A 13,056-nucleotide genomic window follows, 5' to 3' on the forward strand; every position below is an offset into this window, starting at 1 on the left:
ATTGCGTATGAACTCGATTGACCAGCGAATCATTTCGTGTTTGGTCGCCAATGCCCGGTCTTCGTACGCGGAGATCGGCAAGGTGGTCGGGCTGTCCGCCCCGGCCGTCAAGCGCCGCGTCGACAAGCTGTTGGATTCGGGGGTACTGCGCGGCTTCACCGCGGTCGTCGACCCGCGCGCGCTGGGCTGGGGAACCGAAGCTTTCGTGGAAGTGCACTGCCGGGGCAACGTTCCGCCGTCGCGGATCCGGTCGAGCCTCATCGAGTTGCCGGAAGTGGCCGCCGCGTACACGGTGTCCGGTGCCGCGGACGCCATCGTGCACCTTCGTGCCGCCGACATCCATCATCTGGAGTCGGCGCTGGAGCGGCTGCGCGGCCTGGAGATCATCGACCGCACGGTGTCCACCGTCGTGCTGTCCACGCTGCTGGAGCGGCCCCCCGTTCCGCACTGACACGTCGCGGCACCCGCTGGGTACTCTCGGCCGCATGGTCGCAGCAACCCCGCACCCGGCCGACGAGGCCGGAATCCGCCAGGACCGCATCGGCAAAGTCGCCGTGCTCACCGTGCACAACCCCAAGCGCCGGAATGCCCTCACCGTGGACCTGTCAGCGGAGCTTGCCGCCGCGGTCCGCGCGGCAGAGGACGACCAGGACGTACACGCCGTGGTCGTGACCGGCACACCCCCGGCGTTCTGCGCAGGTGCCGATCTGGAGGCGCTGGCGTCCGGCACCGAGGAAGGGCTGCGCTCCATCTACGCCGGGTTTCTCGCCGTGGCGGAATGCTCGCTTCCCACCCTGGCGGCGGTCGGTGGCCCGGCCGTGGGCGCTGGCCTGAACCTGGCGCTGGCCGCCGACGTCCGGTTCGCCGGTCCGCACGCCCGCTTCGACACCCGGTTCCTCCAGCTGGGCATCCACCCCGGCGGCGGCATGACGTGGATGGCACACCGCATCGTCGGGCCGCAACAGGCAGCGGCGATGACGCTGTTCGGTGAAGTTCTCGGCGCCGAACAGGCACACGCGGCGGGACTGGTCCACCGCGTGGTGGACGGTGACCACGAACAGCTTGTCGCCGCCGCCGTGGAATTCGCCAGGGGCGCGGAGAAGGCGCCCCGCGATCTGCTGGTGACCACCAAGCGCACCATGCGTCAGACCGCCACGATGGCCCGTCACGCGGACGCCGTGAACGCCGAGATCGTGCCGCAGCTGGCGTCGATCGCCTCGGAGACATTCGCCACCCGGCTCGCTGAGATGCGCACCACAATCAGCAGGTCAGGGCGCTGATTCGGGTAGTCGACACGGTCGACGGCGGGTGTCCACGGACTGGAATCACATCGAGCCGGTTCGTCGGTTCGGCACACGTCGAGCTAACCTCGAGGTGAGTCGAGCCTAACTTCGGTAGGCGACTCGTACTCGAAGCGCAGAGAGGGATTCCCTCATTCACATGTCCACCAGCGAAAACACCCCGGGTCAGGCTGCCGGAGAACGCACCACCACGGTCGAGAAGCTCGACCGGGTGGTCATCAGGTTCGCCGGCGACTCCGGTGACGGCATGCAGCTGACCGGTGACCGGTTCACCTCGGAAACCGCGGCCTTCGGCAACGACCTGGCGACCCTGCCCAACTTCCCTGCCGAGATCCGCGCCCCGCAGGGCACCATGGCGGGCGTCTCGTCGTTCCAGGTGCACTTCGCCGACTACGACATCCTCACCCCAGGCGACCGGCCGGACGTGCTGGTGGTGATGAATCCCGCGGCGCTGAAGGCCAACATCGACGACCTGCCCCCGGGCGGCACGATCATCGCCAACACCGACGAGTTCACCAAACGCAACCTGGCGAAGGTCGGCTACACCGACAACCCGCTGGACGACGGTTCGCTGGACCAGTACCAGGTGCACAAGGTGGCGATGTCCACGCTGACCCGTGGCGCGGTCGAACACCTCGGCATCGGCAAGAAGGACGCCGAGCGGACCAAGAACATGTTCGCCCTCGGCCTGCTCTCCTGGATGTACCACCGCCCCACCGAGGGCACGGAGAACTTCCTGCGCACCAAGTTCGCCCGCAAGCCGGACATCGCCGAGGCGAACATCCTGGCCTTCCGCGCCGGATGGAACTACGGTGAGACCACCGAGGCCTTCTCGGTGACCTACGACGTGGCGCCGGCGAAGCTGCCGCCGGGTACCTACCGGCAGATCACCGGGAATCTCGCGCTGGCTTACGGCATCATCGCGGCCGGGCAGCGCTCGGGCCTGCCGGTGGTGCTGGGTTCCTACCCGATCACCCCGGCCTCGGACATCCTGCACGAGCTGAGCAAGCACAAGGCGTTCAACGTCATCACCATGCAGGCCGAGGACGAGATCGCGGGCATCGGCGCCGCACTGGGGGCCTCCTACGGTGGCGCGCTCGGTGTGACCAGCACGTCCGGCCCCGGTGTCGCGCTGAAGTCGGAGACGATCGGCCTGGCGGTGATGACCGAACTGCCGCTGGTGGTGATCGACGTCCAGCGGGGTGGCCCGTCCACCGGCCTGCCGACCAAGACCGAGCAGGCGGACCTGCTGCAGGCCCTCTACGGCCGCAACGGTGAGTCCCCGGTGCCGGTGGTGGCGCCGTGCTCGCCGGGTGACTGCTTCGACATGGCGTTGGAGGCGGCGCGCATCGCGCTGACCTACCGCACCCCGGTCATCCTGTTGTCCGACGGCGCGCTCGCCAACGGCTCCGAGCCGTGGCGCATCCCGAACGTCGACGAGCTGCCGGACCTGACCGTGACGTTCGCTTCCGAGCCGAACGCCATGGACGGCAGCAACGAGTTCTGGCCGTACGTGCGGGACACCGAGACGCTGGCCAGGGAATGGGCCATCCCCGGCACCCCTGGCCTGGAGCACCGCATCGGCGGGCTGGAGAAGGCCGACAACAAGGGCAACATCTCCTACGACCCGGACAACCACGACCGGATGGTGCGGCTGCGCCAGGCGAAGATCGACGGCATCAAGGTTCCGGACGTCGAGGTCGACGACCCGACCGGGGACGCGCGGGTGCTGGCGCTCGGCTGGGGTTCGTCGTACGGGCCGATCGGTGCGGCGTGCCGGAGGGTGCGCCGCTCGGGCATGCGCATCGCCCAGGCGCACCTGCGCTACCTCAACCCGCTGCCGGCCAACCTCGGCTCGGTGCTGGAACGCTACGACGTGGTGATCGTGCCGGAGATGAACCTGGGCCAGCTGGCCGGCGTGCTGCGCGCCCGCTACCTGGTCGACATCCGGTCACACACCAAGGTGGCCGGGCTGCCGTTCAAGGCGGCCGAACTGGCCGAGGTGTTCACCGACGTCATCAACGACACCGAGCCGCCTGCCGCCGACGGATCCGACGTTCACGCGCTGACGGAGGCTGTGGAATGAGCATCGACCTCGGACTCCCGCGCATCGGCGGGCTGGACGGAGTGCCGACCACCGACGAGGCCTACAAGGCCAAGGACTTCAAGTCCGACCAGGAAGTGCGCTGGTGCCCCGGGTGCGGCGACTACGTCGTGCTCAACACGATGCAGGCGTTCCTGCCCAGCCTGGGCGTCAAGCGGGAGAACATCGTGTTCGTGTCGGGCATCGGCTGCTCCAGCCGGTTCCCGTACTACATGAACACCTACGGCTTCCACTCGATCCACGGCCGGGCGCCCGCGATCGCCACCGGGCTGGCGGTGGCCAGGCCGGATCTGTCGGTGTTCGTCATCACCGGTGACGGCGACGCGCTGTCCATCGGCGGGAACCACCTGATCCACGCGCTGCGGCGCAACGTGAACATCAAGATCCTGCTGTTCAACAACCGCATCTACGGCCTGACCAAGGGCCAGTACTCGCCGACCAGCGAGGAAGGCAAGATCACCAAGTCCACCCCGATGGGCTCGCTGGACCATCCGTTCAACCCGATCAGCCTGGCGCTGGGCGCCGAGGCGACGTTCGTGGCGCGGGCGCTGGACTCGGACAAGGCCGGGCTGACCGAGGTGCTCACCGCGGCGACGCAGCACCGCGGGTCGGCGTTCGTGGAGATCTACCAGAACTGTCCGATCTTCAACGACGGCGCGTTCGACGTGCTGAAGGACAAGGACGAGTCGGCGCGGCGGATCGTGCCGCTGCGGCCGGGCGAGCCGATCGTGTTCGGGCCGGAGAACGAGTACGCGGTGGTGCGCGGCGACTTCGGCTTCGACATCGCCAAGGTGGCCGACATCGACCCGGACACCATCGTCACCCACGACCCGACGATCGCCGACCCGGCGTACGCGTTCGCGTTGTCCCGGCTGGGCGGCCAGGACCTGTCGCACACCCCGATCGGGATCTTCCGCCAGGTCGACCGCACGACGTACGACGACGCGGTGCGGGCGCAGGTGGAGTCGGCACGCCAGAAGCAGGACGCCGACCTGCAGGCGCTGCTCAACGGCAGCGACACCTGGACCGTCGCGTGACGCAGGCTTGATCACTCGGCCGTCGAGGCTGGAAGCTCGACGGCGAGCGCGGTTCCGGCGCGACCGTCACGGCGCGCAACCCGGCACCCGACCGCCCTGGCAGCACGAGTCGCCCGGCGCACGGCGAGGGGACGTGCCAGCCGTCGTCCGCAGTCCCGTCGGGCCGCGGCCATGGTCGACCCGCGGCCTTGGCAGCCCGCGGCCGTGTCAGCCCTCCAACGGCCGGAAACCCACCCGCTCGGCGTCCGCCACGCTGGTGAACCACACTTCCGCGACCATCTCGTTGAACCGCGGCGAATCCTCCGGGCAGTACCGCAACGCGGTCACGCTGCCCTTCACCCGGTACTCGGGTCCCGGGCGGCCACCGCCGGGCAGCGGCATCGCCGACCCGGGCCCGAACGGCCCTGGCGGCGGCAGCTGCGCGCCGGACGGCTGCGCCTTCGCCCCCTTCGACGACGCCGGCTCGAACAGCGAGCCGCCCGACGGAACGTTCGCCTGCGGAACACGCCGGGCCACCGGACGCATGCTCGGCTTGATCGGCTTCGGTGGCTCGAACCCGCCGCGGATCTGGTGCGTGGCACCCCTGGTCCGCTTGGGCAAGCCGGTTTCCGGATCCAGCTGCGGCTCGATGTCCGGCAAACGGCCGTCCGGGCCGACCTCCGGCGCCACGGCCGGTTTCTCCGGCTCGGTGAACAGGCTCGGTTGGTCGCCGTGGTCGCCGTGGTCGCCGACCGCCGATGCGGCGACACCGCTGGGTGCGCCTTCCCGACTGTCCCTGCTTTCCGGGGAGTCCGGAGTCCACTCGTCGCCCTGCTGCGGAGCCGCCGAAACGGGCTCGGCCGGAGCGTCCGGGAGTTGCGTTTCGCCCGGCTGGGCCTGCGGCGCCGGGGCAGAGAAACCGCTCGGCGTGGGCGCCTGCACGTCGGGTGCTTCCGTGGGCCGGAACGCGACCGGGGCGTCCGGCCGTATCGCCGAGGTGTCGGCGGGCTGGAAGCCCGTTGTCGTCTCGGGCTGCGCTGCGGACGTTTCCGCCGCCTGGTGTCCGGCGGCCGCCTCGGCTTGCGCCACCTCCGGCTGGTGGAACATCGCAGGCACTTCCGGCTCAGCGGCAGGCCCCGCAGCGGATTCCGTCTCGAACTCGGTGCTTTCGAATCCCGCCGGCTGCTGAGGTGCGGCCGGAGCACTCGGCTGCTCGGGCGCCGGACCCTCTGTCGGAGCATCGGTCTGAGCGGACGACACTGGCGCATACGCGCCGGTGGATTCCGCCTGCGTGGACGCAGACTCTGCGCGGCCCGGCGCTGCCGGGGCAGCAGATTCGGCCGACGCTGTCGGCGCGGGCTGCGGCCGGACCGGTGGCGGGGTCGACGCAGAACGCCGCGGCACACGCCGCGTGAACTCCTCCAGCTCCTGGTCACCGGCCAGGTCGATGTCCGCCGACCCGAGCACTCGGGGCTGGATCTGCGTGGGGGTCTCCGGCCACGTGTCCACCGGCGGCGCGGCATGCTCCGCGGCCTGCGCCTGCCCGGTGGCCTGGTCTCGGTCGGCGCCCGGCGCCCGCTCGACCTCCTCCGACGGATCGTCGAGCGCCGCAAAGCCCGGGGTGTCCGCCGTGTCGTCGGCACCGCCGAGCCGGTCCGCGATCGACCCGCCTGCGGGCTGGTCGGGCTCGAACAAGCTCCCCGGCGGCTCGTCGTCGACGTCCCGGGGGGTCCGATCCGAGGCCGCGGCCGAGATCACCGGCTGCACCCGGGTGACCTCGCCGTCGTCAGCGGCCGACGGATCGGCCTCGGCTGCTCCGGCGTGTTCGTGGAACCGGCCCGGCTGCTCGTCGGCCGGATCACCGCGGTGGTCGAAGTCCTCGTGGTCGGCTTGCGGGTGCGACCACTCGCGCCGATACGGCTCCTGCTCGAAAGGCTCAGGACGGTCCGGCTCGAAGTCGTCCTCGGCGTAGCCGGCAGACCGGTCGTGCTCACGGGTGGGCGTGCCGCGCATTTCCTCGGCGTACTCGTGGTACTCCGCCCGCTCGCGCTCGTCCTCGTCCCGAACGAACTGGTCGACGGCGTCGGGCTCGTCGTCGTTCCGGGGCCGCGCCGACAGGCTGTCCCGTTCCAGCCAGTCGTGCCGGCGGGTCGGCGGCACCGGCTCGTCGAAGACCGAGCTCGACGACTGCCGGTACTCCGGCGCCTGCTGCGGCCGTCCGCCGGGCTCCGCCTGCCCCGGCTGGGCCCGCTGGGTCCCGCGCGCCACCTCGTGCAGCTGCTGCTCGAGGTGGTTGGCCCGCTGCTGCAGGGACCGGACCAGCAGCACCCAGGTGAGCAGCGCGCCGAGCAGGAACGACAGCAGGCTCCAGAACCAGACTTCTCCGAACAGGGAGGACATGGTCTGCGCGGTCTCCTTCCGTCCATCCGCCGGCGGCGGGCACCGGCGGCCCGGAGCGTCTAGGTCGTGCGAGCGGCGAGGTAGTCGGCGACGGACTCGCACGCGTCGCGTGCGGCCGACTCCGGCAACGACGCCAACTCGGCCCTGGCCCGCAGAGTGTATTCGCGCAACGTCTCGCGCGCGTGCCGCAAGCCCGCCGACGAGCGCAGCAGCTCGATCGCCTCGGCGATCTCGTCGTCGTCGGTGAGCGGGGTCGTCAGCAACTCGATCAGACGGGCATTGTCCTTGTCGTCGTGCAAGGCGTACAGCATCGGCAGAGTCCGCACGCCTTCGCGCAGATCGGTGCCCTGTTCCTTGCCCAGCACGTCCGATCCGGACGCGATGTCGATGATGTCGTCGGAGATCTGGAACGCGACGCCGATGATCGCGCCGAACTTCCGCATGGCGGCCACGTGCTCGGCACTCGCCCCGGACAGCAAGGCCCCGAACCGGCCGGACGTGGCGATCAGCGATCCGGTCTTCTGGGCGATCACGGTCAGGTAGTGCTGGATCGGGTCCTCGCCGTCGCGCGCCCCCACCGTCTCCCGGATCTGGCCGGTGACCAGCTCGTTCATCGTCTCCGCGATGATCCGCGTCGGCTCGGTGCCCAGCTGGGCGACCAGCCGCGAGGCGTGCGCGAACAGCAGGTCACCGGTGAGGATCGCCACGGTGTTGTCCCACCGGGCGTTGGCGCTCTGCGCACCCCGCCGCATGGTGGCCTCGTCCATCACGTCGTCGTGGTAGAGCGTGGCCAGGTGCACCAGCTCGACCGCGGCCGCGGCGGTGATCACGTCGTCGGATGCCCCGTTGCCGAACTGGCTGGCCAGCAGCGTGAACATGGGCCGGAACCGCTTGCCGCCCGCCTCGGTCAGGTGCCGCGCCGCGGCGTCGACGAACTCGACGTCACTGCGCACGGCTTCCCGGAGCAGCTTCTCCACCTTCGCCAGGCCGGTGGCCAGCTCGGCAAGCAATGCCTCGTCGGCGATGCGCAAACCCACTGCGGCCTGCAACTCGGCCATGCGCTTGGCGTCAGACACGCCAGTCAGCCTAACGGGCGTCGCCCGGCCCGCTTCCACTGGCCGAGGAGCCGGCCGTCAGAAGACGAAGCCACCGGCCGACGCCCAGTCGAGCGCGAACGTGGGCACGATCCCGAGCACCAACGTGGCGATGGTGCCGACCGCGATCGCCGTCGTGGTGAACACGCCGGGCACCGTCACCGCGGGGCCGTCCGGCGCGGGCTCGCTGAAGTACATCAGCACCACCACGCGCAGGTAGTAGAACGCCGCGATGGCGCTGGCCACCAGGGCGATCACCACCAGCGGCGCCATCCCGTCGGACAGCGCGGCCTCGAACACCGCGAACTTGCCGACGAAGCCGCTGGTCAGCGGGATGCCGGCGAGCGCGAGCAGCAGCACCGTGAACGTCGCGGCGACCAGCGGCGACCGCTTGGCCAGGCCGGCCCATGCCGACAGGTCCGTCGCCTCGCCGCTGGAGTCACGCACCAGCGAGACCACACCGAACGCGGCCAGCGTGGTGAACCCGTAGGCCAGCAGGTAGAACAGCGTGGCCGACAGGCCGTCCTCGGTCAGCGCCATGGCCCCGACGACCAGGAACCCGGCGTGCGCGATGGACGAGTAGGCGATCATCCGCTTCACGTCGCGCTGGGTCAGGCCCAGGATGGCGCCGATGGCCATCGACACCACGGCCACCACCGACAGCACGCTGCGCCACTCCCACGAGGTCGACTCGAAGCTGACAGTCAGCACCCGCAGCAGGCCGCCGAAGGCCGCCACCTTGGTGCAAGCCGCCATGAACGCGGTGACCGGGGTCGGGGCGCCCTGGTAGACGTCCGGGGTCCAGGTGTGGAACGGGCCGACCGAGCCCTTGAACAGCAGCCCGATGGCCAGCAGGCCCAGCCCGGCGAACAGCAGCGTGTCGGACCGGTCGGTGCCCTGCGCCGCGACGGCGATGTCCGCCAGCTTCACCGAGCCCGCGTACCCGTACAGCAAGCCGAGGCCGTACAGGAAGAACGCCGAGGCGAACGCGCCCAGCAGGAAGTACTTGACCGCGGCTTCCTGGGAGATCAGCCGGCGCCGCCGGGCCAGGCCGCACATCAGGTACAGCGGCAGCGACAGCACCTCGAGCGCGATGAACATGGTGAGCAGGTCGTTCGCCGCGCAGAAGGTCATCATGCCGCCGAGCGCGAACAGCGTCAGCGGGAAGACCTCGGTCTGCATGCCGGTGAACGTCTGCTCCTTGGTCAGGGTGTCCGTGCCGCCCGCGGCACCGCCGCGCAGGGCCGCCTTGCTGACGAACGCCCCGCCCGGCTCCACCGACCGGTCGGCGATCAGCAGCAACGCCAGCAGGCCGAGCACCAGCAACGTGCCCCACAGGAACAGTGCCGGGGTGTCCACCGCCAGCGCGCCGGACGATGCCTCCTCGGCACGGAACGTCGTGGTGCTCTCGAAATCACCCGTGACGTACACCGCCAGCGCCACACCCGCGCCGACGACCGACGTCAGGCTCAGCGCGACCTGCGCAGGCCAACGCTGGTTCCGCGGCAGCACGGCCTCCAACAGCACGCCAACCGCGCCGGCGGTGAAGACGATCAACAGCGGCAGCACGGCCGCGACATCGATACTCGGCACGCCCAACGCAGTGGCGGGACCGCCTTGCGCGAGGTCCATCACTCGTTACCTTCCTTCACCGACGGAAACGGTGGGTTGCACCGACGGGGTCACGGTGTCCAGCACCGGCTTCGGATAGACACCGAGCCCGATGATCAACGCGACCAGCGGCACCAGCACGAACAGCTCGCGGCTGCCCACGTCCTTGATGGCCCTGCGGGCCGCGGTTGCGGGCGCCTGCGCGGTGCCCGGGCCGCCCCCGGCGCCGACCAGCGCGTCACCGCGCACCGGGCCCTGCATGATCCGCTGGTACAGCCACAGCACGTAGATGGCCGCCAGGATCATGCCGATGGTCGCCAGCGTCGCGTACACCGGCTGCGCGGCGAACGAGCCGAGCAACACCAGGAACTCGGAGACGAACGCGTTGGTGCCGGGCAGCGACATGGTGGACAGGCCCGCGACGAGCAGGAAGCCCGCCAGCAGCGGGGTCACCTTGCTCATGCCGCCGTAGTCCGGGATCTGCGTCGAGCCGCCGCGCGCGATCACCATGCCGAGGACGAAGATCAGCATGCCGGTGGCCAGGCTGTGGTTGAGCATGTAGGTCACCGAGCCCACCTGCGCCTGCTCGGTGAACGCGAAGATGCCCAGCGCGATGAAGCCGAAGTGGGCGATGGACACGTACGCGACGAACCGCTTCATGTCCGTCTGGCCCGCGGCCACGATCGAGGCGTACAGGATGCCCGCCACGCCCAGCACCAGCACCAGCGGCGCCAGCTCGGCCGAGGCGTCCGGGAACATCGGCAGGCTGTAACGCAGGAAACCGAACGTGCCGACCTTGTCCAGCACGCCGACCAGGAGCACGGTCACCCCGATCGGCGCCTGCCCGGCGGCGTCCGGCAGCCACGTGTGGAACGGCACCAGCGGCGCCTTCACCGCGAAGGCCACGAAGAAGCCCAGGAACAGCCAGGTCTGGGTCTCCAGCGGCGCCTGCGACACCGCCTGGGACAGCGTCTGCCAGTCGAACGTGCCCTGGCCGAGCTCGTCGGCGGCCACCGAGTAGGCGCCGATCGCCGCCGCCAGCATGATCAGGCCGCCGAGGAACGAGTACAGGAAGAACTTGACCGCCGCGTACTGCCGGTTCGAGCCGCCGTAGTTCCCGATGAGGAAGTACATCGGGACGAGCATGACCTCGAACAGCACGTAGAACAGGAAGACGTCGGTGGCGGCGAACACCGCGATGGTCAAGCTCTGCTCGAGCAGGATCAGCGACAGGAACCCGCCGGGCGTGCGGCCCCTGGGCAGCTTGTCGGTGATGCCGAACAGCAGCACGATCATCGGCACCAGCACCGCGATGACCGCGATCATCACCAGCGCGATGCCGTCCACGCCGAACGAGATGTGGATGCCCCACGCCGGGATCCAGTCGATCGACGTGGTCTGCTGCAGCCGCTCGCCGTCCGGGTCGTAGCTCAGCCACAGCGGCACCACCATGGCCAGCGTGACCAGCGAGAAGGCGAACGCGGTGAGCTTGGCGACCCGGCGGTTGTGCCGCAACACGGCGACCGCCGCCGAGCCGATCAGCGGTAGCAGGATGAGTGCGAGCAGCCAGGTCATCCGAACCTCACCATCAACAGGGCGCCGACCAGCGCGAAGCCACCGATCAGCATCGTCAGGGCGTAAGACCGGACGAACCCGGTCTGCAGCCTGCGCAGCCGCCCGGAGCTACCGCCGAGCAGCGCCGCCAGACCGTTCACCAACCCGTCCACGCCACGGTTGTCCACGAACACCAGCGCCCGCGACAGCCAGATGCCTGGGCGGGCGAACAACGCCTCGTTCAGCGCGTTGCCGTACAGGTCCGCGCGTGCTGCCCGGACCACCGCGCTGACCTGCTGCGGCCGCTCCACCGGGACGTCCTTGCGGCCCACGAACAGCCAGGCCAGCAGCACACCGACGGCGGAGATGCCGACCACCAGGAACGGCACCAGCGAGTGGCCGATCACGCCGCCGTGGCTTTCCTGCAGCGCGCCGACCGACGGGGTCAGCCACTCCGCCAGCGTGTCGCCGAGCGCGAGGAACGCACCCGCCCCGACCGAGCCGACCGCCAGCAGGATCATCGGCACGGTCATCACCGGTGGCGACTCGTGCGGGTGGTACTCCTTGCCGTCGGCGGTCTTCAGCTCCTGCCAGCGGGCCTTGCCGAAGAACGTCATCAGCACCAGACGGGTCATGTAGAAGGCGGTGATGCCCGCGCCGAGCAGGGCCGCGCCGCCGAACACCCAGCCGCGCCAGCCTTCCTGGCCGAACGCCGCGGCGATGATGGCGTCCTTGGAGAAGTAGCCCGCGGTGAACGGGAAGCCGATCAGGGCCAGGTAGCCGAGACCGAACGTGACGAACGTGATCGGCATCTTCCGCCACAGGCCACCCATGCGCCGGATGTCCAGCTCGCCGTGCATGCCGTGCGAGACCGACCCGGCGCCGAGGAACAGCCCCGCCTTGAAGAAGCCGTGGGTGAGCAGGTGCATGATGCCCAGCGCGTAGCCGAACGGACCGAGCCCGACGGCCAGCATCATGTACCCGATCTGGCTCACCGTGGAGTAGGCCAGCACCTTCTTGATGTCGTCGTAGGCGCAGCCGATGATCGCGCCGAGCAGCAGGGTGAACGCGCCGACAAGCGCCACCGCCAGCTGCGCGTCCGGGTTCGCGTTGTAGATCGGGGAGGACCGGGCCACCAGGTAGACGCCGGCGGTCACCATGGTCGCCGCGTGGATGAGCGCGGAGACCGGGGTCGGGCCCTCCATCGCGTCCGGCAACCAGGCCTGCAGCGGGAACTGGCCGGACTTGCCGCACGCACCGAGCAGCAACAGCAGGCCGATGGCCAGCACCACGTTCTGGTCCACCTGGCCGATGCCTGCGAAGACCTCGCTGTACTGGGTCGACCCGATGTGCGACCACATCAGGAAGATGGCCAGCGCAAGGCCGACGTCGCCGACCCGGTTCATCACGAACGCCTTCTTGGCCGCGGTGGCCGCCGCCGGCTTGTTCTGGTACCAGCCGATCAGCAGGTAGGAGGCCAGGCCGACGCCTTCCCAGCCCAGGTACAACGTCACGAAGCCGTTGCCGAGCACCAGGATGAGCATCGCCGCGACGAACAGGTTGAAGTACCCGAAGAAGCGACGACGGCCGGGGTCGTCGGCCATGTAGCCGGTGGCGTAGATGTGGATCAGCGACCCGACGCCGGTGATCAGCAGCACGAAGGCCAGCGACAGCGCGTCGATGCGCAGCCCGAACTCGACCTGCAGGTCGGACACCGGAATCCAGGAGAAGACCGTGGTGTCCTGGGTCGATCCGTCACTGGAGAGGAACAGGATCAGGCCGTACACGAACGACGCGATCACCGTCGCGCAGCCCAGCCAGTGGCCCCAGGCGTCGGTACGTCGCCCACCAGCCAGCAGCACGAGCGCGCCGAACGCGGGGAAGGCGATCAGCAACCACGATGTTTCGATCACGATGCCACTCCGGGAGTCGTCACGCGCGCCCTACGCCAGCACATCGGCAAATCTCCCCACATG

9 protein-coding genes are annotated in these 13,056 nt (G+C 69.8%); 4 read left to right on the top strand and 5 right to left on the bottom strand.

Annotated features, from left to right (window positions below; translation table 11 throughout):
• Window positions 1–7: 7 nt before the first annotated feature.
• From YWY_RS0106170 to YWY_RS0106185, 4 genes are all read left to right on the top strand, one after another.
• On the top strand, window positions 8–451 hold the full coding sequence (locus YWY_RS0106170; RefSeq protein ID WP_028846891.1) for an Lrp/AsnC family transcriptional regulator: 444 nt from the start codon (window positions 8–10) through the stop codon (window positions 449–451).
• Window positions 452–485: 34 nt separating this feature from the next.
• Window positions 486–1,280 carry an enoyl-CoA hydratase gene (locus YWY_RS0106175; RefSeq protein WP_051309901.1) on the top strand — a complete coding sequence of 265 codons (795 nt, stop codon included), beginning with the start codon at window positions 486–488 and terminating at the stop codon, window positions 1,278–1,280.
• A 160-nt stretch (window positions 1,281–1,440) separates the two neighbouring features.
• Complete coding sequence (locus YWY_RS20575) at window positions 1,441–3,387, top strand: 2-oxoacid:acceptor oxidoreductase subunit alpha (RefSeq protein ID WP_051309904.1); 1,947 nt, start codon at window positions 1,441–1,443, stop codon at window positions 3,385–3,387.
• Window positions 3,384–4,442, top strand: coding sequence for a 2-oxoacid:ferredoxin oxidoreductase subunit beta (locus tag YWY_RS0106185; RefSeq protein ID WP_028846893.1), 1,059 nt, complete (start codon window positions 3,384–3,386; stop codon window positions 4,440–4,442). Before YWY_RS20575 ends, YWY_RS0106185 begins: the two co-directional genes overlap by 4 nt.
• Before the next feature lie 207 nt (window positions 4,443–4,649).
• On the opposite strand, the gene YWY_RS24875 is transcribed toward YWY_RS0106185, so the two are convergent.
• The 5 genes from YWY_RS24875 to nuoL form a co-directional block, all read right to left on the bottom strand.
• Window positions 4,650–6,821 (bottom strand): sunset domain-containing protein, encoded by a 2,172-nt coding sequence (locus YWY_RS24875; protein ID WP_028846894.1) that lies wholly within the window; start codon window positions 6,819–6,821, stop codon window positions 4,650–4,652.
• A 59-nt stretch (window positions 6,822–6,880) separates the two neighbouring features.
• On the bottom strand, window positions 6,881–7,879 hold the full coding sequence (locus tag YWY_RS0106195; protein WP_038044656.1) for a polyprenyl synthetase family protein: 999 nt from the start codon (window positions 7,877–7,879) through the stop codon (window positions 6,881–6,883).
• 75 nt (window positions 7,880–7,954) lie between these two features.
• Window positions 7,955–9,547, bottom strand: a complete 1,593-nt coding sequence (nuoN, locus tag YWY_RS0106200; protein ID WP_038044657.1) for an NADH-quinone oxidoreductase subunit NuoN — start codon at window positions 9,545–9,547, stop codon at window positions 7,955–7,957.
• 6 nt (window positions 9,548–9,553) lie between these two features.
• Window positions 9,554–11,101 (bottom strand): NADH-quinone oxidoreductase subunit M, encoded by a 1,548-nt coding sequence (locus YWY_RS0106205; RefSeq protein WP_028846897.1) that lies wholly within the window; start codon window positions 11,099–11,101, stop codon window positions 9,554–9,556.
• Window positions 11,098–12,993 (bottom strand): NADH-quinone oxidoreductase subunit L, encoded by a 1,896-nt coding sequence (gene nuoL / locus YWY_RS0106210; protein ID WP_028846898.1) that lies wholly within the window; start codon window positions 12,991–12,993, stop codon window positions 11,098–11,100. The genes YWY_RS0106205 and nuoL overlap by 4 nt, the downstream gene beginning before the upstream one ends.
• Between the last annotated feature and the right edge of the window lie 63 nt (window positions 12,994–13,056).

Origin of the sequence: Thermocrispum agreste DSM 44070 (assembly GCF_000427905.1) — a bacterium.
GTDB classification, from domain to species: Bacteria; Actinomycetota; Actinomycetes; order Mycobacteriales; family Pseudonocardiaceae; genus Thermocrispum; species Thermocrispum agreste.

What these genes read in the sequence shown, in the direction of transcription:
- YWY_RS0106185 (WP_028846893.1), top strand. Translation starts at nt 3,384, where the DNA reads ATGAGCATCGACCTCGGACTCCCGCGCATCGGCGGGCTGGACGGAGTG.
- YWY_RS0106205 (WP_028846897.1), bottom strand. Translation starts at nt 11,101, where the DNA reads ATGACCTGGCTGCTCGCACTCATCCTGCTACCGCTGATCGGCTCGGCG.
- YWY_RS0106195 (WP_038044656.1), bottom strand. Translation starts at nt 7,879, where the DNA reads ATGGCCGAGTTGCAGGCCGCAGTGGGTTTGCGCATCGCCGACGAGGCA.
- YWY_RS0106175 (WP_051309901.1), top strand. Translation starts at nt 486, where the DNA reads ATGGTCGCAGCAACCCCGCACCCGGCCGACGAGGCCGGAATCCGCCAG.
- YWY_RS0106170 (WP_028846891.1), top strand. Translation starts at nt 8, where the DNA reads ATGAACTCGATTGACCAGCGAATCATTTCGTGTTTGGTCGCCAATGCC.
- nuoN (WP_038044657.1), bottom strand. Translation starts at nt 9,547, where the DNA reads ATGGACCTCGCGCAAGGCGGTCCCGCCACTGCGTTGGGCGTGCCGAGT.
- YWY_RS24875 (WP_028846894.1), bottom strand. Translation starts at nt 6,821, where the DNA reads ATGTCCTCCCTGTTCGGAGAAGTCTGGTTCTGGAGCCTGCTGTCGTTC.
- YWY_RS20575 (WP_051309904.1), top strand. Translation starts at nt 1,441, where the DNA reads ATGTCCACCAGCGAAAACACCCCGGGTCAGGCTGCCGGAGAACGCACC.